This is a genomic window from Thauera sp. ZXT1-4, assembly GCF_052598215.2.
The window spans coordinates 1-19790 of record NZ_JBQWSN020000004.1 but is presented as its reverse complement, the minus strand read 5'-3'; the positions used below and the strand labels follow the sequence as shown (position 1 = coordinate 19790).

The following is a 19790-nucleotide window of genomic DNA, read 5'->3' as shown; positions in this document are numbered from 1 at the left end:
CGCGACAATGCTGCCTTTCGCATGCAGCACAGGAACGAAACGCCATGACCAGCCGTAACGAGACCCTCTTCCAGCGCGCCCAGCAGACCATTCCGGGCGGCGTCAATTCGCCGGTGCGCGCCTTCCGCTCGGTGGGCGGCACGCCGCGCTTCCTCGCGCGCGCCGAAGGCGCCCGGGTGTGGGATGCAGACGGCAAGGAATACATCGACTACGTCGGCTCCTGGGGCCCGGCCATCGCCGGCCACGCCCACCCGGCCATCGTCGAGGCGGTGCGCGAGGCCGCGCTGAAGGGCCTGTCCTTCGGCGCGCCCACCGAGAGCGAGGTCGAGATGGCCGAGCTGATCTGTTCGCTTTTGCCGTCGGTGGAGATGGTGCGCCTGGTCAGCTCCGGCACCGAGGCGACCATGAGCGCAATCCGCCTCGCTCGCGGCTTTACCGGCCGTGACGCGATCGTCAAGTTCGAGGGCTGCTACCACGGCCACGCCGACAGCCTGCTGGTCAAGGCCGGCTCCGGCCTGCTGACCTTCGGCAACCCGTCCTCGGGCGGCGTGCCTGCCGATTTCGCCAAGCACACCATCGTGCTCGACTACAACGACCTGCAGCAGGTCGAGGACGTGTTCAAGGCCCGCGGCAACGAGATCGCCGCGATCATCGTCGAGCCGGTGGCCGGCAACATGAACCTGATCAAGCCTGCGCCCGGTTTCCTCGAAGGCCTGCGCCGCATCTGCACCGAATACGGCGCGGTGCTGATCTTCGACGAGGTGATGACGGGCTTCCGTGTCGGCCCCCAGGGCGTAGCCGGGCTGTACGGCATCACGCCCGACCTGACCACGCTGGGCAAGGTGATCGGTGGCGGCATGCCGGTGGGTGCCTTCGGCGGCCGCCGCGACATCATGGAGAAGATCGCCCCGCTGGGCGCGGTGTACCAGGCCGGCACGCTGTCGGGCAGCCCGGTGGCGGTGGCGGCGGGTATGGTGTCGCTGAAGCTGACGCGTGAGCCGGGGTTCTACGAAGGCCTGGCTGCAGGTGCCCGGCGTCTGGTGAGCGGGTTGTCCGCCGCGGCGCAGGATGCGGGTGTCACCTTCAGTGCGGATTCGGTTGGTGGCATGTTCGGCGTCTATTTCGCCGACAAGGTGCCGGCCTCGTTTTCAGACGTGATGGCCTCGGACAAGGAGGGTTTCAACCGCTTCTTCCATGCCATGTTGGACGCCGGCCACTACTTCGCGCCCTCGGCCTTCGAGGCCGGCTTCGTGTCGGCCGCGCACGGCGAGGCGGAAATCGACGCGACGGTGGCGGTGGCGCGCGAGGTGTTTGCGAAGCTGGGCTGAGGGGGCACGATCCCGAGCGGCATGCCGTTAGCGCGTGCCTGGCCCATCAAAGCAGGAACAGCGTTGCCAGTCCCAGGAAAATGAAGAAGCCACCGGAATCGGTGAGCGCGGTGATCATCACCGAGCCGCCGAGTGCCGGGTCGGCGCCGAGACGCTGACGCAGCATCGGGATCAGCACGCCGGCGCAGGCCGCGAGCAGCAGGTTCAGCGTCATCGCCCCCGTCATCACCATCCCGAGCTCCACGTTGCCGTACAGCCACCACGCCAGCACGCCGAGCAGGCTACCCCAGACGATGCCGTTGATCAGCGCCACGCCCAGCTCCTTGCGCAGCAGCCGCGTCATCGCCGATTGCTCCACCTGCCCCATTGCGATTGCACGCACGATCATCGTCACCGTCTGGTTGCCCGAGTTGCCGCCGATACCGGCGACGATCGGCATCAGCGCAGCCAATGCCACCAGCTTCTCGATCGAGTCCTCGAACAGCCCGATCACCCGCGAGGCCACGAAAGCGGTGACCAGGTTGATCGCCAGCCAGGCCCAGCGGTTCTTCACCGAGCTCCAAACAGAGGCGAAGATGTCCTCCTCCTCGCGTAGACCGGCCTGGGACAGGATTTCCGCTTCGGATTCCTCGCGGATGAAGTCGACCACGTCGGCCACGGTCAGCCGGCCGATCACGCGCTTGTCGTTGTCGACCACCGGCGCCGAGACCAGGTCGTATCGTTCGAAGGCCTGCGCCGCGTCGTCGGCCTCGTCGTCGGGGGTGAAGCTGATCACCGTTTCCGAACGCATCACTTCGGCTACGGTCTTCTCCGGGTCGCTGATCAGCAGCGTCTCCAGGGTCAGGATGCCTTCCAGATGGTCCTCGCGGTCGACCACGAAGAGCTTGTCGGTGTGGTCGGGTAGCTCATCGAAGCGGCGCAGATAGCGCAACACCACTTCCAGGGTGACGTCGTCGCGCACCGTCACCATGTCGAAGTCCATCAGCGCGCCGACCGAGTCCTCCGGGTAGGACATCGCGGCGCGTAGCTGCTCGCGCCCCTCGGTGTCGAGCGACTGAAATACGTCTTCGATGACCTCGGGCGGCAGATCCGGCGCCAGGTCGGCGAGCTCGTCGGCGTCGAGCGATTCGGCCGCCGCCTTGAGCTCCTGCGGATCCATGGTCTCGATCAGCGACTCGCGCACTGCGTCCGAAACCTCGAGCAGGATCTCGCCATCGCGTTCGGCCTTGACCAGATCCCAGACGTAGAGGCGTTCCTCGCGCGGCAAGGACTCCAGGATGTAGGCGATGTCCGCCGGGTGCAGGCTGTCGAGCTTCGCGCGCAGGCTGGCCTCGTGCTGCTTGTGCACGAGGGTTTCGACCAGCGCGTGGCGCGGCATGTCCTGTCGATGGACGAGATCCTCCACCACCCTCTGGCGGGCGAGCAGATCCTGCACCTCTTTCAGGTGGTGCTGGACGTCGTCGGGGTGGAGTTCTTCGGATTCGGTCATCGCTGGAATGGCGTGTGTCGAGCGCGATGCGCGAATTCTACGGGCTCGTGCAGCGCGTCGCGACCCCGATTCTGTTGCAGTGCGAAAAAAAACCGTCTGCCGGCTCAGGGCACCTGCGAATGGATCATTCGCCGCTGCACCCGTGCCGCATGCGCCGCAAGGCGGGGGCCGAACTCGTTTTCGTAGCGGCGCGGGTTCGGCAGCATCACCGCGAGTCGGGCGGCTTCGGCCGGGCCCAGGCTGGAGGCGGGACGGCCATAGTAGTGGCGCGCAGCGGCTTCGGCGCCGAACACCCCGTTTCCCCACTCCGCCACGTTCAGGTACACCTCGAGGATTCGCCGCTTCTCCCAGGTCGTCTCGATCATCAACGTGAGCACTGCCTCCTGCCCCTTGCGCAGCCAGGAGCGGGAGGAGGACAGGAACAGGTTCTTCGCCAGCTGCTGGCTGATCGTGGAGCCACCCGCTGCGAGGCGGCCACGTTCGGCATTGCGCTCGAGCGCGCGCTGGATGCCCTCCCAGTCGAAGCCGCGGTGGTCCAGGAAACGGTCGTCCTCTGCGGCCACGACGGCACGCTTGAGGTGCACCGAGATGTTCTCGTAGGCGACCCAGCGCTGGCGCAGTTCGGCCTTGGGGTCGGTCTTGCGCAGTTCGGCCAGGCGTTGGCGCATGAAGCTGGTGCTGCCGGGGTCGAAACGGCTCCACCACACGACCTGGGTGAGCAGCACCGCCTGCCAGAACAGCAGAAGCAGCAGGGCGATGGCCAGGCCGCGGACAGCCCCGCGCAGGAGGCCTTGCATGCCGCTCACCGTGGGTCTGTGCCGCCCGCGTCAGCCGGCATCGATCTGCTGGCGCAGTGCTGCGCGCACCGGCGCGGTGTCCGGCCGAACGCCGCGCCACAGCGCGAAGCTCTCCGCGGCCTGCTCGACCAGCATGCCCAGCCCGTCGGCCACGCGTGCCGCGCCGTCGGCAAGCGCAGCACACATGAAGGGTGTGTGGCTGCGGCCGTACATCATGTCGTAGGCGAGGGCGCCTTCAGCGTAGAGGCCCCGCGGCAGCGGCAGGCGTTCACCCGCGAGGCTTGCCGAGGTGGCGTTGATGACGAGATCGAACTTTCTATCCGCGAGCGCGGCGAAGCTTCCGCCTTCGAGTCTGGCCTTTCCCGCTTCAGCGGCGAAGTCTGCGGCGAGTGCCTCGGCCTTGTCCGCGCTGCGATTGGCGATGCGTAGCTCGGCCGGGCCGGCGTGCAGCAGGGGCAGGATCGCGCCGCGGGTCGCGCCGCCCGCGCCGAGCAGCAGTACGCGGCGGCCGGCGACGGTGTGGCCGAGGTTGATGAGGAGGTCGCGCACCAGACCAGCGCCGTCGGTGTTGTCGCCCAGCACCTCGTCACCGTCGAAGGAGAGGGTGTTGACCGCACCGGCGGCCCGCGCACGTGGGGTGCGCCGCGTTGATAGTGCGAAGGCCTCGAGTTTGAAGGGAACGGTCACGTTCGCGCCGCGCCCGCCCGCGGCGCGAAAATCCTCGACCGTCCGGGTAAAGCCATCCAGCGGTGCGAGCAGGGCCTCGTACTGGAGTGCCTGGCCGGTCTGGCGGGCGAAGGCGGTGTGGATCTGTGGCGATTTGCTATGGGCGATGGGGTTGCCGATGACGGCGTAACGGTCCATGGGCTCGGGCTCAGTTTGCGCGTACCTGGTCGGTGTTGGTGAAGGTCCAGGTGCGCGTGATCTCGATGATGTCGAATTCCTTGCGGATGTCGGGGGGGAAGGGGGCGTAGGGCGCGGCCATTCTGACGATGCGCACCGCGGCCTCGTCGAGCAGCGTGTGCCCGGAACTGCGCTGCACCGAGACCTTGTCCACCGTGCCATCGGCGCGAATCGAAACCGACAGCAGCAGGCTGCCGTAGAGCCTGCCGCGCGCTGCCTCGGGGTAGTTCAGCGTGCCGACCCGTTCGACCTTCTGACGCCAGTCCTCGACGTACTGGGCAAAACGGTATTCCTTGGCGCGCGCGCCGATGAACTTCTTGCGCGGACGCTTGGCCAGCTCTTGGAGGTCGCGGTCGATCTGGGCTTCGAGGCGTGCGACCGCGGCGGCGCTGTCGAGCAGGTCCAGGCCACTGAGCTGAGGTTGTGGTTCGGGGCGGGGCGGGGGTTGCTCGGCTTTCTTCGGTGCGGCAGCGATCGCGGCCGGCGCCTTGTCGCGGGTGATCACCTGCTTTTGCTCGCGCACCGGCTCGGGTGCACGGCGCCGTGCATCGACCAGCGCATCGCCGTCTTGGCGCTCGGGCTGCGGCGGCAGGGGCGTTGAGGGGCGGGCGTCCTGCTCGGTGTTGCCGCCGCCGTCCACGTTCGCCTGCGCCAGCACGTCCGCTTGGTCCGGTGCCTTGGCGTGGCGGGTGTTGACCAGCACCACCTCCAGCCCCTTGTCTCTCGTCGGCTTGCTTTCCGGCATGCGGAACTGGATCAGTAGAAGCAGACCATGCACCACTGCCGAGATCGCGAAGGCTGCCAGCAGCAGCGGCCCGCCGAAGTTCCGCAACTGCCGGGCGGTTGCAGAAACCGGAGCGAGGGCGGGGGCGGGCCGCTTCGCGTTCATCACGGGTTCAAAGGAAACCGAAGCCGGTTTCGGTCCCGGCTTCCGGGTCGGGTTCGGCGAGCGTCTGCACGAAGCGCGCCTCGACCTCGACGTCGAGCAGGTCGGTGCGCTCGATGAAGAGCTTGACCCGGCTGCCGGGAATCTGCAGCGGCAGCGAGGGCATGCGGAACACGAGCGGGATCTCGGTCAGGCGCACCACGTTCTCGCGCAGCACGGTGGCCTCGACCTCGCCGCGGCCGTGCTGGCGCAGCCAGCGCAGGCACCAGTAGCGTTCCATGCCGCGCTGAAATTCCGCGTATTCGGCGTAGGTGAGCTCGAAGTCGCGCATCGCGGCCATCAACTCGGCCGACTTGGGGGCGAATGCGGGCGGTGTGCCCTGCAGCACCGAGATGATCTGCCACTGGTTCACCAGATCCACATAGCGGCGTAGCGGCGAGCTCGACCAGGCGTAGCAATCGACCCCCAGGCCTTCGTGCGGCGCGGCGACCGTGGTCATGCGCACCTTGCCGCCACCTTGGGCGCGGTACAGGCCGGGGATGCCCGAGGCGTCGAGCAGCTTGCCCCAGGTCATGTTGGCGTAGATCATCAGCTCGGCCACCAGCTTGTCCATCGGCGAGCCGCGCAGGCGCCGGCTGATGCTCACATGGCCGGGGCCGTCGGCGGTGTCTACGTTCCAGTCCACGCTGAAGCCGAAATCAATGCGGTCCTCGTTGCCGCCGGCCTTGCCGCGTCCGGCCTCGAGCACGGTGGCTAGGTCCCACAGCAGGGACAGCTCCTGCTTCCACTGGAAGTCGGGCAAGCCAGCATGCACCGTCTCGTCGTTGAACACGGGCTCGATGTCGTGGTGGCGCAGGTTGGCGACGATCGGCACGGCCTCGACCCGGCTTTCCTCGCCGACGATGGCCAGCCCCGGGGTAACGTCGAGGTATAGCGATACCGCCGGGCAGTCACGGCCTTCGGCGAGGGTGAAGGTCTGCACCACCTCGTCCGGCAGCATGGTGATCTTGCTGCCAGGCATATACACGGTGGACAGGCGCCGGCGGGCGACCGCGTCCAGCCCCGAGCCGCGCGCAAAGCCCAGCGCCGGTGCCGCGATGTGAATGCCGATGCGCCAGCCGCCTTCGGCGCGTGGCGTCACCGAGAAGGCGTCATCGATCTCGGTAGTGGAGGCGTCGTCGATCGAGAATGCGGCGACCTCCGCGCGCGGCAAGGCCTGTGGCAGCGCGGCCGGCTCGACGACGGGGAAGGCCGTACCCTCGGGGAAGTGCTGGAACAGGAAGCGGTTGTAGTGGAAGTCGTGGCTGGACGCGAGCGCACCGCAGCCGAGCAACAGGCGTGCGGCCGACAGCCCGCTGTCGACGCAGGCGGCTTCCAGGGCCTTGATCTCGGGGCGGTTGCGGTCGGGGCGGTAGAGGGCTTGCGGCAGCAGTGCGGCGAGCTCGGGCGGCAGGCGGCCGGCGACGAGCTCGGCGCGCATGTGCTCGATCGCTGCGGCCTGCTGGCGCTTCTTCTCCAGCCCGGCCAGTGCGGCCTGCAGGATGTCGGCGGGCGCCTTGCGGAAGCGCCCCTTGCCCTTGCGATGGAACCAGATCGGGGCCGAATGCAGGCGCAGCAGCACCGCTGCCGACTCCACCGCGCTTGGTGTACGTCCTTGGTATTCGGCAGCGAAGTCGGCAAACGCGAACTCGTCGTCGCCGCACACCTCCCACAGGAATTCGACGTCGAGCGCCTCGGCGTCCGTGTCGGCGCGCGTGAGCAACTCGGCCGGCGCCGGCTCGCGGAACTCGAGCAGCACGTTGGCGCGTTTGAGCTTGACCCGCTTGCCGTGCGTGTTTTCGACCTGCAGGGTGGCTTCGTTATCAGCGAGGATGGTGCCGGCCTTGAATGCACCGTCCTCTTCATACAGCACGAACATCGGCATCTGCCTGAAGAATTCAAGCGCGCTAGTTTACTGGATTCGGGGCGCAGGCCGGCGTGCGGCACGCAGTAGATCGAAGGAATACACCGCGAGCGCGCACCAGATCAGCGCGAAGCCCACCAACTGGGTGGCGTCGAGCGGCTCGCGGAACACGAGCACCGCAACCAGGAAGTTGAGGCTGGGCGCGAGGTATTGGAGGAAGCCTACCGTGGCCAGGGGCAGCCGGCGCGCACCCACTGCGAACAGCATCAGCGGGACCGCGGTGATGACGCCCGTGAGCGGCAGCAGCCAGTCGGTGCGGGCGCCGCTGCCGAAGCTGAGGCCGCCCTGTTGCCCGACCCAGACCAGCCACGCGAGCGCGAGCGGTGCGACGAGCAGGGTCTCGATGAAGAGCCCGCTGGCGGCCTCGACCGGGGCGCGCTTGCGCAGCAGACCGTAAAGGCCGAAGGTCCCGGCGAGAAAGAGCGCGATCCAGGGCAGGCTGTCCAGCTGCCACACCCGCCATCCCACGCCTGCGCACGCTATGGCGACCGCAGCGGCCTGCAGCGGGCGCAGCCGCTCGCGGAGGAAGAGTGCGCCCAGGGCTACGCTGACGAGCGGGTTGATGAAGTAGCCGAGGCTGGCTTCGAGCAGCCTTCCGGCATCGATGGCCCAGATGAAGACCAGCCAGTTGCTGCCAGTGAGGAGGGCGGTGAACGCGAGCAGGCCGAGGAGGCGCGGCTGCACGAGCACGCTGCGCACGCGCGCGAAGCCGCCGGTGAAGGGCAGCAGCGCGATCAGCCCGGCGAGGAGAATCGCCGACCACAGCACCCGGTGCGCGACGATCTCGAAGGGCGGTACCGTTCCGATGGCGCGGAAATACAGCGGCGCCAATCCCCAGATGCAGAAGGCCGTCAGCGCGGCGCGCATGCCGTTGCGCGCCTGCGAATCGGCGCTGCAGGGCGAGGGGGCGGTAGAAGCGGTCACCTGGGGCGCTGCAGTGTTCGATGGGTGGGGGGCGCCTCAGGCTTTCGGACGGCGCGCAGTGGCGATCAGCGTGCGCGCTGGCAGCAGGTAGCCGCCGCGACCGTCGTCGCAGCAGTGACCCGCAAGCTCATCCGCGACCGCCGCCTGCAGCGCGTCCTGCATGGCCTGTGGCAGCCGCCCGAGCGCTTCGGCCGCTCCGCCCGCGAGGTCGAGGAAGGCCTGCCAATAGGCTTCGGCATGCTCGAAGTGGCAGCTGAATTCGCAGGGACGAAGTTCAATGTCGACGAAGCCGGCCGTCTCAAGTGCCTGCTCCAGCACGCCGGCCTCGCCGTAACGGAATACCGAGGGGCGTGCGACTTTGGGCGGGGGCAGCAGGCGGGCGATGGTGTCCTGCGCGCGGTGGATCAGCGGCACCGTCTCGCGCGGGCCCCACACCGACAGTGCGATCCGGCCACCTGGGACGAGCACGCGGCGCATCTCTGCCAGGGCGCGCGCCGGGTGGGGAAAGATGAACAGCGCGAGGCCAGCGAGTACGCGGTCCATGCTGGCGTCGGCCAGACACAGGTGTTCAGCGTCGGCGGCAGCGAAGCACGGCGCATCTGCGTGCTCGCCGCAGCGGCGTGCACCCTCGGCCAGCATGCCTTCCGCGATGTCGGTGGCGAGCACGACGCCGCCGGGCGCGACGCGCAAGCCTGCATCGCGTGCGAGCAGGCCCGGCCCGCTGGCCAGGTCGAGCACGCGCAGCCCTGGCGCGAGGGCCGCGGCATCCAGCAGCGCGGCAGCGAGGCCGGCGCGCAGATGGGCGCCTTCCGCGTAGCGCGCGGCAATGCGGTTGAATCCGGCACGCTCCATGGCCTTGAAGCGGCGCGGATCGAAGCCGGAAGTGGCGGTCGCGCCTGCGGCCGGCGTGCTGCGGGAAGGATCGTGCGCGTTCATCGTGGATATTGTCGCGTCAGGGGCAGGTGAAGTCGATTACGTCGTCGAGGAAATCGCCCCAGCGCGAGAAGCCGTGATCGCCCCCCTCGAGCACGGTTTGCCGCACATCGGCGTATTTCTGCACTGCGTGACGGTAGTCGAGCACTTCGTCGCCGGTCTCGACCAGCAGCCAGTAGCGCTCGGGGTGGGTGATTGCGGGGACTTCGAAGGCGCGCAGTTCGTCGATGTGCGTGCGGGTGAACGCGAAGGATTCGCCGGTATACAGGTTGGTCTGCGTGCCGACGAAGGCGTCGAGCGACAGCGGCGCGACGACTGCGGGGTTTACCAGCACCGCGCGCAGCGCGTGTTGCTGTGCGAGCCAGGTGGCGTAGTAGCCGCCGAGGGAGCTGCCGACAACGGCAGGCTCGATCCCGGCGGCACGCGCGCGTGCGATCGCGCTTTCGGCGAGCGCGATCGCGGCGCGCGGCGACACTGGCAGTTGCTCGCACCAGAAGTGGTCGGCGAGGCCACGTGCCGCCATGCGGGCCTTGAGCGCCTGCGCCTTGATTGACGCGGGCGCGGAGCGGAAGCCGTGCAGGTAGATGATCATCGTGCGTGCCTCGATCAAGGCTCGGACCATTCGACCCAGCCGAAGTACCAGGTCGCGAGCACGAAGAGACCGAAGGCGATACGGTACCAGGCGAAGACGATGAAGGTGTGGTTGGAGATGAACTGGATGAAGCTCTTCACCGCCCACATTGCGGCGACGAAGGAGGCGACGAAGCCGACCGCGAACACCGGCAGGTCTTCAATCCGCAGCAGTGCCCAATTCTTGTACAGGTCGTAGGCGGTTGCGGCGAACATGGTCGGGATCGCCAGGAAGAAGGAGAACTCCGCCGCCGTCTTGCGCGACAGGCCGAAGATCAGTCCGCCCATGATGGTGGCGCCCGAGCGCGAGGTGCCTGGAATCATCGCCAGCGCCTGCGCGAAGCCGACCTTGAGCGCGTCGGTCCAGCGCATCTCGTCGACCTCGTTGATGCGCGGGTGATAAGCACGCTTTTCGACGTAGAGGATGATCAGGCCGCCGACCACCAGCGCGGTCGCCACCGTGATCGGGTTGAACAGCAGACCCTTGATCGTGGAGTGGAACATCAGCCCGAGCACGGCCGCAGGCAGGAATCCGATGAACAGCATCCACACGAAGCGCTGCGCACTGCGCTCGGTGGGCAGTCCGGTGGCGACCTTGATCAGGCGCTCGCGGTAGTCCCAGCACACCGCCAGGATGGCAGCGAGCTGGATGACGATCTTGAACACCTTGCTGGTGTCGTCGTTGTAGCCGAGCAGATCGCCCAAGATGATCAGGTGGCCGGTCGAGGAGACCGGCAGGAATTCGGTCAGGCCTTCGACGATGCCGAGGACGAGTGCGACGAGGAGGAGGGAGAGGTCCATGCGGCGCGGGAGCGGGAAGCGGAGGGAGGCGGGATTATAGCCCCCGGCATGTTGCGCCACGGGGACGATGCCGGGTGGGTGCGCAGGTCACGCTCAGGGTACGGTCAGGACGCGGTCAGCGCTTCGAGCCGGGTGAGGTAGCGCAGCGCGTGTTTCCGTTCGTTGCCGCACATCTCCGCCGACGGCTGCAGGCTTGCGCACACTGCCGGCCGGCGCGGGTCGTCGAAAATCCTGCAGCGCTCCAGGTGGTCGAGCTGGATGCAGCGTACGCCGGCCGGCTTGCCCAGCGGCATGCCCGGGATCGGCGAGGAGATCGAGGGGGCGATGCAGCAGGCGGCGCAGTCGGGGCGGCAGTGCATGGCTCAGCCCGCGTGTGGCGCTGACCACCAGGCCAGGATGGCGTCGAGCGTGGGGTCGAGCAGCATGCCCTCGCCGCCGGTGAAGTCCTTCCACTCGGCGAGGAAGCGTTCCCCCACCGCGGTGAGCAGGGGTACGCCGGCGAGCACGGCCTCGGCCATCTCGTCGCGCAGGCCGGCGCCGGCCACCTCCTGGGCGCCGAACTTGTTGATGATCACCAGATCGACGCCACGCGCGAGCGCGCCGCGCACTGCCATCGAGCCGCGTGCGAGCGCGTCCGGGTCGACCCGACAGGAGATCGAGCCGCGGCCGAGTTCCTGCGACAGCGGGATGCTCTCGCCGGTCTCGAGGTTCTCGAGCTGCATCGCGCAGGGGTCCTCGATCACGGTGGCGATGTCGTGCTGGAGCACGCCGCCGAGGCGGACGCCACGCTTGGCGAGGGCACGCGCTGCGTGGGCCAGCAGGGTCTCGATGTTGTCGGTGGGCTTATAGACGACGGCAGCGATGGCGTGGGCGGGCATGGTCGGACTCTGCGGGCGGGGCGTTCGGCAATGGGCGCCATTGTCGCACTGCAACGCCAACATGGCGAAGATGCAGGAGATAATGCGCGGCCTGAAGAACCCGAAGTGGATCCATGAGGGCTGAACACAAGGGCGCGCGCCGTCCGACCGAATTGCCGATTTTTGACGACTGCCTGAGCGTCGATCGCCCGCGCCTGCGCCGCATGGCGCGCGATCTGGCACGTGTCGCGCAACCCGCGTCCCCAACGCGCAGCGGTGCAGAAGCTACGCCGGAGAGCCGGTCGGCCAGGGACGAGGTGATGCATGGGCGGAGTCGGATGGACGCGCGAGGGGCTCGCCTGCAGGCAGACTTCGATGCGCTCCTTGCCCGCTCGCGCGCCGCGCTGCTCGCTCGTCGCGCGGCGCTGCCCGTCCCGGACTTCCCGCCCGAGCTGCCGGTATCGGCGCGGCGCGACGAGATCGCCGCCGCGCTCGCCGCCCACCAGGTCATCATCGTCTGCGGCGAGACCGGCTCGGGCAAGACCACCCAGCTGCCCAAGATCGCGATGACGCTCGGGCGCGGCGTCGCCGGCCTCATCGGCCACACCCAGCCGCGCCGGCTGGCCGCGCGCGCCACCGCGAGCCGCATCGCGCAGGAGTTGAAGAGCGCGCTCGGCGAGGTCGTCGGCTACAAGATTCGCTTCACCGACAAGACCAGCGAGCGTAGCCACGTCAAGCTGATGACCGACGGCATCCTGCTCGCCGAGACCCAGACCGACCCGCTGCTCGCCGCCTACGACACCCTGATCATCGACGAGGCGCACGAGCGCAGCCTCAACATCGACTTCCTGCTCGGCTACCTCAAGACCCTGCTGCCGCGCCGGCCAGACCTGAAGGTGGTGGTGACCTCGGCGACGCTCGATGCCGATCGCTTCGCGAAGCATTTCGCCGACGCCGCGGGCAAGCCGGCGCCGGTGATCGAGGTCTCCGGCCGCCTGTATCCGATCGAGATGCGCTACCGGCCGGTGGAGAGCGAGGACATCGACCCGGCGGCCGCGGCGCGCGCGGCCGCGAAAGGCGGGAAGGAGGGCGACAAATCCAGGGCGGGTGGCAGGGACAGGAGCCGCGATCTCATGGACGCGCTGGTCGAAGCGGTTGACGAGGCGCAGCGCTGCGGCCCGGGCGACGTGCTGGTCTTCCTGCCCGGCGAGCGCGAGATCCGCGAGGCCGCCGAGGCGCTGAGGAAGGCCCATCACCTCCCCGGCACCGAGATCCTGCCGCTGTTCGCGCGCCAGTCGGCGCAGGAGCAGGCACGCGTGTTCTCGGCCTCCAACGGGCGCCGGGTGGTGCTTTCGACCAACGTCGCCGAGACCTCGCTGACCGTGCCCGGCATCCGCTACGTGGTCGACACGGGGCTGGCGCGCATCAAGCGCTACTCGCCGCGCAACAAGGTCGAGCAGCTGCAGGTCGAGAAGATCGCCCAGTCGGCCGCGCAACAGCGCGCCGGGCGTTGCGGTCGGGTCATGGACGGCATCTGCATCCGCCTCTACGACGAGGACGACTTCAACCGTCGTCAGCCGCACACCGACCCCGAGATCCTGCGCTCGTCGCTCGCCGGCGTGATCCTGCGCATGAAGGCCCTGAAGCTGGGCGCGGTGGAGGACTTCCCCTTCATCGACGCGCCCGGTTCGCGCCTGATCGGCGATGGCTACGCGCTGCTCGCCGAGCTCGGCGCCGTCACTGACGACGACGAGCGCAGGCTGACGCCGACCGGCATTGAACTGGCGAAGCTGCCGCTCGACCCGCGCATCGGCCGCATGATCCTCGCCGCGCGCGACCGCGGCGCGCTCGCCGAACTGCTGGTGATCGCCGCCGCGCTGTCGGTGCAGGACCCGCGCGAGCGGCCGCAGGACAGCCCGGGCGCGGCCGACCAAGCGCACGCGAAGTTCCGCGGCGGCGAGCAGGACCAGAAGTCCGAGTTCCTGTGGTACTGGCACCTGTGGAAGGCCTGGGACGAGGTGCAACGCCATGAGTCGTCCAGCAAGCAGAAAGCCTGGTGCAAGAAACACTTCCTCAACTACATGCGCATGCGCGAGTGGCGCGACGTGTTCAGCCAGCTGCATACGCTGTGCGCCGAGCACGGCTGGAAGGAGAACGCGCAGCCGGCGAACTACGAGGCGATCCACAAGGCGCTGCTCGCTGGCCTGCTCGGCAACATCGGCTGCAAGGCGGACGATGGAGAGCACGCAAGCAAGGGCCCGCAGGCCGGTTCTTACCTCGGCGCGCGTGGCATCAAGTTCTGGCCGCATCCTGGCTCGTCGCTGGCGAAGAAGGCCGGCAAGTGGATCATGGCCGCGGAGCAGGTCGAGACCTCGCGCCTGTTTGGGCGCTGCATTGCGCGCATCGAGCCGGAGTGGGTGGAGGAGGTCGGCGGCCACCTGATCAAGCGTCAGGTGTTCGAGCCGCACTGGTCGAAGTCTTCCGGTGCGGTGCGCGCCTGGGAGCGCGGGACGCTGTATGGGCTGGTGATCTACCCGCGCCGCGGCGTGGCCTACCGCGACATTGACCCCGCGCTGTGCCGCGAGCTCTTCATCCGCGAGGGCCTGGTGCAGGGCGAGATCGCCGAGGGGCCGGCACGCGCGATGGCCTTCCTCGCCCACAACCAGCGCCTGGTGGCGGAGATCGAGCGCCTCGAGCACAAATCGCGCCGCCCTGACGTGCTGGTGGACGAGGTGCTGATCGAGGCCTTCTACGACAGCAAGCTCCCCGCGGACGTGTGTGACGTCGCCGGCCTGGAGGTCTGGCGCAAGCCGGCGGAGAAGACCGAGCCGAAGCTGCTGCACCTGTCGCGCGAGCAGTTGATGCGCCACGAGGCCGAGGGTGTCACCACCGACCGCTTCCCGCCCGCGCTGGAGGTGCTGGGGCAGAAGCTGAAGCTCACCTACCTGCACCAGCCCGGCGAGGCCGACGATGGCGTGACGCTCGCGGTGCCGCTGGCCATGCTCAACCAGATCCCCGCCAATCGTTGCGAGTGGCTGGTGCCGGGGCTGCTGGAGGAGAAGGTCGCGGCGCTGATGAAGACCGTGCCACAGAAGCACCGCCACCGTCTGCAGCCTGTGGCCGAGAGCGCGGCGGCGTTCATGGCGGCGTTCGAGGGCGGTGAGTTCGACACGGACGAGCCGCTGCTGAAGATGCTGCAGCGCTTCGTCGAGGAGCGCGTGCAGTTGAAGCTGCCGCTGGAGAGCTTCCGTGCGGAGAACCTCAAGCCGCATTGCTTCATGAACTTCCGCGTGGTCGACGAGCACGGCCGAGTGATGGGTCAGTCGCGCAACCTGATGGAGTTGCGCGCACGCTTCCGCGAGCAGGTGGCGGCGCGCTTCTCGGCTGCGAAGATCGGCGGCGCGCTTGCGGGCGCGCTGTCGGCGGCGGGTGTCGGGGGGGTGGGCCGTGCCGAGGTCGCGAGCGGGACGGGGCGTGGCGCGGGTGCTGCTCAGCCCGGGCGCAAGGGGAGTGGCAAGGCGGCGGGCGACGCCCCGGGGCGCGGCGCCGCAGCGGCCGAGATGCCGGCGCAGGCGCTGTCCGGCTTCACCGCCTGGACCTTCGGCGCCCTGCCCGAGCTGCTCGAGGTGCGCGTCGCCGGCCGCGAGGTGATCGGCTTCCCGGCGCTGCACGACGATGGCGACAGCGTTTCGCTACGCCCTTACGACACGCCCGAGGAGGCGACGCGGGTGCACCGCCGCGGCCTCGCGCGCCTGTTCGCGCTCAACCTCAAGGACCAGGTGCGCGCGGTCGAGCGCCTGCCCGGCCTGCGCGAGCTCGCGCTGCAGTACATGAGCTTCGGCACCGAGGCCGAGCTGAAGGCGTGTCTGGTCGAGGCGACGCTGAACCGCTGCTGCCTGCTCGAGCCATTGCCGACCGGCGCCGATGCGTTCGCGAAGCGCTGCGCCGAGGCCAAGTCGCGGGTGAGCCTGGTCGCGCAGGAGTTCATGCGCCTGGCTGGCCAACTGCTGATCGAGCATGCGGCACTGCAGAAGCGGCTGTCCGGCTTGAAGACCTTCCCTGAGGTGGTGGCCGACCTCCAGGGGCAGCTCGGTGCGCTGCTGCCGAAGGATTTCCTCGTCGCCTTCGCGTGGGACAAGCTGGCGCACTTCCCGCGCTACCTCAAGGGTGCCTCGGTGCGGCTCGACAAACTCCGCAACAATCCGACGCGCGATGCGCAACTCATGGCCGAATGGAAGCAACTCGCCCAGATCTGGGAGCGCGAGCGCCTCGCGCGCCGGCGGGCCGGCGTCGAGGATCCCGCGCTGGAGGAATTCCGCTGGTTGCTGGAGGAACTGCGCGTGGGACTGTACGCGCAGGAACTGAGGACGCCGATGCCGGTGTCGGTCAAGCGCCTGCAGAAGATCTGGGACAGCCGGCCACGCTGAAGGCCTCTTGCCCGTGCCCGCAGGCGATGCGCTCACCCCGGTGGTGTTTGGGCAGAGCAGTCTCGCCGGGGTGGGCTGTGGGCCTTCTGGGCTGCAGCCGTCAGCGCAGGGGGATTACCAGGGGCGGGATGTCCACGCCGATCACCAGTGCGGGCGAGTTGCTGTAGCCGTAACTGCGGTAGGCAGGCTGGTAATAGTGGTGGTGAATCACCGTGTGTCGTGGCGCGCGCGGCGGCACGTGATGTATCACCACCCGCTCGCGATACCCGTGGCGATCGTCCCTGGCGCGCGCGGCATGGCGTGGCGGTCGTTTGTCGTAATGCCTGTCGCCGTGCATGGGGTGATGCGTGTGATGCCGCACGTGGCGCTCGCCGCGACGGTCATCGCGTGCTTCGGCTGCGGTGGCCGCGCCGAGCAGGCCGGCGCTGATCAGTAAGGCAAGCAGCGTGCTGCCGAGTGTGGTCTTCATGTTCTGCCTCGTTCGTGTTCTGACTTGTGGCAGGGCGGCGCCCCGTCGACAAAGATGCTAGGCCGGCCGGCGCGTCAGCGGCGTGAGCAGAGTGTAAGCAGGCTTGTGCCTTGGACGGCGCCGGGCCGGTCGGGGCGCCCCCGTGGCTGAACTCGACGGCGCTTTGATTTTCAAGAAGAACTTGTTAGACTGCCGGGCTTTCCCTTGCCCCACCGGATTCGCATGCCGGGGGGCTGCATCAATAACCGCAAGGAGTCTGCATGCGACACTACGAAATCGTATTCATCGTCCACCCGGACCAGTCCGAACAGGTTCCGGCGATGGTCGATCGCTACAAGTCCATCGTGACCAGCCGCAACGGTCAGGTTCACCGCCTGGAAGACTGGGGGCGCCGCCAGATGGCATACCCGATCCAGAAGGTGCACAAGGCCCACTACGTGCTGATGAACATCGAGTGCGACGGCGAGACGCTGGCCGAGCTCGAGCACGCCTTCAAGTTCAACGACGCTGTGCTGCGTCACCTCACCATCAAGATGAAGAAGGCTGTCACCACGCCTTCGCCGATGATGAAGGAAGAGAAGTCGCGCTCGATGAATATCGGCTCCGACGACGCCAAGCCGGCCGACAGCGAAGCCGCTGCCGCCTGAGTTGCCTGAACCGGGTCTAAACGAGCTGCGCCTCGATGCGCGCGTGGCCGAAGTGCTGCCGCTGCGTCGAACCCCTGCCGGAGTGCCGGTCGCCAGTTGTATGTTGGCGCACGAATCGAAACAAGTTGAAGCGGGTCTGACCCGTGAAGTTTCGGTAGAGCTTCAGGCAGTGGCGCTGGGCGATCTGGCGGCGGTGCTGGCTGCGGCAACTCCGGGAGGCGCAATGCGTATCACCGGATTCCTCGCCGCAAAGAGCCTGCGCAGCCGAACCCCGGTTCTGCACCTGACAACAATCGAATTTCTCGAAGGAAACTGAAAATGGCCTTCAAGCCCAAATCCAAGTTCAAGAAGAAGGACGACCGCGGCGGTCGTGGTCTGTTCAAGCGTCGCAAGTTCTGCCGCTTTACCGCGGAGAAGATCGAAGAAGTCGACTACAAGGACGTCGATATCCTCAAGGACTTCATCACCGAGAACGCCAAGATCATGCCGGCACGCATCACCGGTACCAAGGCGGGTTACCAGCGTCAGCTGTCGGTTGCCGTCAAGCGCGCCCGCTTCCTGGCTCTGATGCCCTACACCGACCTGCACCAGTAAGAGGAGAACGGAAACATGCAGATCATTCTTCTCGAGAAGGTCGTGAACCTCGGTGCTCTAGGTGACGTCGTCAAGGTCAAGGACGGCTACGCCCGCAACTACCTGATCCCGCAGGGCAAGGCAAAGCGCGCGAACGAGGCCAACCTGGCCGAGTTCGAGGCGCGTCGTGCCGAACTTGAGCGCGTGCAGGCCGAAAAGCTCGCGGCTGCCCAGGAATTGGCCGGCAAGCTGGAAGGCGTCAGTGTGGAAGTCGCCCGCAAGGCCGGCATGGACGGCCGTCTGTTCGGCTCGGTCGGCAATGCTGACGTCGCCGAGGCGCTGGCTGCCAAGGGTTTCGACATCGATCGTGCCGCCATCCGCATGCCGGAAGGGCCGCTCAAGCAGGTTGGCGAGACCCAGTTGGAAGTGTCGCTGCACGCCGACGTGCTGGCCAACATCACCGTCGCGGTGGTGGCAGAGCAGTAATCTCGTCCGCGAGAGCATGTAGAAAGGGCTGCAATGTGCAGCCCTTTTTGTTTTCAGGGTCGCCGTTCGCGGCGCGGTCGGTCGCTACAATGTGGCGATCCGGCCCAGATGGTGTTTCAGATGAGTTCTGCTCCCTCCCGTTTTTCCGATTTTCCGAGCGATCCGCAGCTTGCGCAGATCAAGCTGCCACCGCATTCGCTTGAGGCCGAACAGTCGCTGATCGGTGGTGTGCTGCTCGACAATCAGGCGTGGGAGCGCATCGCCGATCTGGTCAATGAGGCTGACTTCTATCGCGACGACCATCGCCGCATCTATCGCCACATCACCCGGCTGATCGACCAGGGGCGGCCGGCCGATGTGGTCACGGTGTTCGAGTCGCTGGAAAAGAATGGCGAGGCGGAGCAGGCTGGCGGTCTCGCATATCTGGCCGAGATTGCAAACAACACGCCGTCTGCAGCCAACATTCGCCGCTATGCCGAGATCGTCCGCGAGCGCGCGATCCTGCGCAAACTCGTTGCGGTCGGGGACGAGATTGCCGCGAGTGCTTTGAGCCCCTCGGGAAAGGACGCCAAGGCGCTGCTGGACGAAGCAGAGGCCAAGGTGTTCGAGATTGCCGAGGCGGGGGCCCGCCACGCGAGCGGTTTTGTGTCGATCCAGCCTATCCTGAAGCAGGTGGTCGATCGCGTGCAGGAACTCTACGATCGGGACAATCCCTCGGAGGTCACCGGCGTGCCGACCGGTTTGGTTGATCTGGATGACAAGACCTCCGGTTTGCAGCCCTCGGACATGATCATCGTTGCCGGCCGGCCCGCAATGGGCAAGACCACCTTTGCGCTCAACCTAGCCGAGCACATCGCAATCGAGCAACGCTTGCCGGTGGCGATCTTCTCGATGGAAATGCCCGGCACGCAGCTTGCGACGCGCTTTATCTCCTCCGTCGGTCGCATCGACATGCAGAAGATCCGCAGCGGCCGGCTCACCGACGACGACTGGCAGCGCCTGACGATGGCCATGGGAAAGCTCTACGATGCCCCTCTTTACATCGACGAGACGCCCGGCCTGAACCCGATCGACCTGCGTGCCCGAGCTCGCCGCCTTGCGCGCCAGTGCGGAAAGCTTGGCCTGATCGTGATCGACTACCTGCAGCTGATGAGTGGTACGCGCGAGGGTGACAACCGCGCATCAGAGCTTTCCGAAATCTCGCGCTCGGTGAAGTCGCTCGCAAAAGAGCTCAACGTGCCGATCATGGCGCTCTCGCAGCTCAACAGAAGTCTCGAGCAACGGCCCAACAAACGCCCGGTGATGTCCGATCTGCGCGAATCCGGAGCTATTGAACAGGATGCCGACATCATCATGTTCATCTATCGCGATGAGGTATATAACCCCGATTCGCCGGACAAAGGGACGGCCGAGCTGATCATCGGCAAGCACCGTAACGGTCCGACCGGGACGGTACGTCTGACTTTCATCGGCGAGAATACGCGCTTCGAGAACTACGCCGCCGCTCCTGGGATGTACTGACACTGCCGTGCGAGCGGAGCTTAAGAGCGTGGCCTTGATGTGCCGCCCTCGGTTGGCTGGCTCTCTTATTCGCTCATAAGTTTTTAGATTGCGGATTTGTGTTGACGTTGTTTCTGCTGGGTCTATAATGCGCACCTCTTCAGCGCTGCAGCGGTT

The 19790-nt window shown here is 67.3% G+C and carries 19 protein-coding genes; 7 read left to right on the top strand and 12 right to left on the bottom strand.

Annotated features, from left to right (window positions below):
* Nucleotides 1-44: 44 nt before the first annotated feature.
* The gene (gene hemL, locus ACUH78_RS04715) at nt 45-1328 is read left to right on the top strand and encodes a glutamate-1-semialdehyde 2,1-aminomutase (protein WP_418364600.1); all 1284 of its coding nucleotides are present in this window, start codon (nt 45-47) and stop codon (nt 1326-1328) included.
* Nucleotides 1329-1374: 46 nt separating this feature from the next.
* Here the strand turns inward: hemL and mgtE are convergent, their stop codons facing one another.
* From mgtE to ACUH78_RS04660, 11 genes are all read right to left on the bottom strand, one after another.
* The gene (gene mgtE, locus ACUH78_RS04710) at nt 1375-2817 is read right to left on the bottom strand and encodes a magnesium transporter (RefSeq protein ID WP_418364601.1); all 1443 of its coding nucleotides are present in this window, start codon (nt 2815-2817) and stop codon (nt 1375-1377) included.
* A 104-nt stretch (nt 2818-2921) separates the two neighbouring features.
* Nucleotides 2922-3614 (bottom strand): monofunctional biosynthetic peptidoglycan transglycosylase, encoded by a 693-nt coding sequence (gene mtgA / locus ACUH78_RS04705; RefSeq protein ID WP_445332835.1) that lies wholly within the window; start codon nt 3612-3614, stop codon nt 2922-2924.
* Between the two features lie 30 nt (nt 3615-3644).
* Nucleotides 3645-4478, bottom strand: coding sequence for a shikimate dehydrogenase (aroE, locus tag ACUH78_RS04700; protein ID WP_445332834.1), 834 nt, complete (start codon nt 4476-4478; stop codon nt 3645-3647).
* A gap of 10 nt (nt 4479-4488) precedes the next feature.
* Nucleotides 4489-5406 (bottom strand): energy transducer TonB, encoded by a 918-nt coding sequence (locus tag ACUH78_RS04695; RefSeq protein WP_435751344.1) that lies wholly within the window; start codon nt 5404-5406, stop codon nt 4489-4491.
* 7 nt (nt 5407-5413) lie between these two features.
* Entirely contained in the window at nt 5414-7321 is a 1908-nt protein-coding gene (locus ACUH78_RS04690; protein WP_445332833.1) for a ribonuclease catalytic domain-containing protein, read from the bottom strand.
* Nucleotides 7322-7354: 33 nt separating this feature from the next.
* Complete coding sequence (rarD, locus tag ACUH78_RS04685; protein ID WP_445332975.1) at nt 7355-8233, bottom strand: EamA family transporter RarD; 879 nt, start codon at nt 8231-8233, stop codon at nt 7355-7357.
* 93 nt (nt 8234-8326) lie between these two features.
* Nucleotides 8327-9226: a class I SAM-dependent methyltransferase gene (locus tag ACUH78_RS04680; RefSeq protein ID WP_445332832.1), complete on the bottom strand. Its 900-nt coding sequence runs from the start codon at nt 9224-9226 to the stop codon at nt 8327-8329.
* 16 nt (nt 9227-9242) lie between these two features.
* Nucleotides 9243-9815 (bottom strand): YqiA/YcfP family alpha/beta fold hydrolase, encoded by a 573-nt coding sequence (locus ACUH78_RS04675; protein ID WP_445332831.1) that lies wholly within the window; start codon nt 9813-9815, stop codon nt 9243-9245.
* Nucleotides 9816-9829: 14 nt separating this feature from the next.
* On the bottom strand, nt 9830-10654 hold the full coding sequence (locus ACUH78_RS04670; protein WP_418364607.1) for an undecaprenyl-diphosphate phosphatase: 825 nt from the start codon (nt 10652-10654) through the stop codon (nt 9830-9832).
* 104 nt (nt 10655-10758) lie between these two features.
* Nucleotides 10759-11013: a YkgJ family cysteine cluster protein gene (locus ACUH78_RS04665; RefSeq protein ID WP_445332830.1), complete on the bottom strand. Its 255-nt coding sequence runs from the start codon at nt 11011-11013 to the stop codon at nt 10759-10761.
* Between the two features lie 3 nt (nt 11014-11016).
* Nucleotides 11017-11532 (bottom strand): DUF2478 domain-containing protein, encoded by a 516-nt coding sequence (locus ACUH78_RS04660; protein ID WP_445332829.1) that lies wholly within the window; start codon nt 11530-11532, stop codon nt 11017-11019.
* A 113-nt stretch (nt 11533-11645) separates the two neighbouring features.
* Between ACUH78_RS04660 and hrpA the strand changes: the two genes are divergently transcribed.
* On the top strand, nt 11646-15938 hold the full coding sequence (hrpA, locus tag ACUH78_RS04655; RefSeq protein WP_445332828.1) for an ATP-dependent RNA helicase HrpA: 4293 nt from the start codon (nt 11646-11648) through the stop codon (nt 15936-15938).
* 100 nt (nt 15939-16038) lie between these two features.
* Here hrpA and ACUH78_RS04650 read toward each other — a convergent pair whose 3' ends face one another.
* On the bottom strand, nt 16039-16407 hold the full coding sequence (locus tag ACUH78_RS04650) for a hypothetical protein (protein WP_418364611.1): 369 nt from the start codon (nt 16405-16407) through the stop codon (nt 16039-16041).
* Nucleotides 16408-16667: 260 nt separating this feature from the next.
* Between ACUH78_RS04650 and rpsF the strand changes: the two genes are divergently transcribed.
* The 5 genes from rpsF (at nt 16668) to dnaB (ending at nt 19634) form a co-directional block, all read left to right on the top strand.
* Nucleotides 16668-17054, top strand: a complete 387-nt coding sequence (gene rpsF, locus ACUH78_RS04645; RefSeq protein ID WP_418364612.1) for a 30S ribosomal protein S6 — start codon at nt 16668-16670, stop codon at nt 17052-17054.
* A 43-nt stretch (nt 17055-17097) separates the two neighbouring features.
* The gene (gene priB / locus ACUH78_RS04640) at nt 17098-17370 is read left to right on the top strand and encodes a primosomal replication protein N (RefSeq protein ID WP_418364613.1); all 273 of its coding nucleotides are present in this window, start codon (nt 17098-17100) and stop codon (nt 17368-17370) included.
* A gap of 2 nt (nt 17371-17372) precedes the next feature.
* Nucleotides 17373-17648 carry a 30S ribosomal protein S18 gene (gene rpsR, locus ACUH78_RS04635; RefSeq protein ID WP_002933051.1) on the top strand — a complete coding sequence of 92 codons (276 nt, stop codon included), beginning with the start codon at nt 17373-17375 and terminating at the stop codon, nt 17646-17648.
* Nucleotides 17649-17663: 15 nt separating this feature from the next.
* Entirely contained in the window at nt 17664-18113 is a 450-nt protein-coding gene (rplI, locus tag ACUH78_RS04630) for a 50S ribosomal protein L9 (protein ID WP_418364614.1), read from the top strand.
* A gap of 120 nt (nt 18114-18233) precedes the next feature.
* The gene (gene dnaB, locus ACUH78_RS04625) at nt 18234-19634 is read left to right on the top strand and encodes a replicative DNA helicase (protein ID WP_418364615.1); all 1401 of its coding nucleotides are present in this window, start codon (nt 18234-18236) and stop codon (nt 19632-19634) included.
* Nucleotides 19635-19790: the final 156 nt, after the last annotated feature.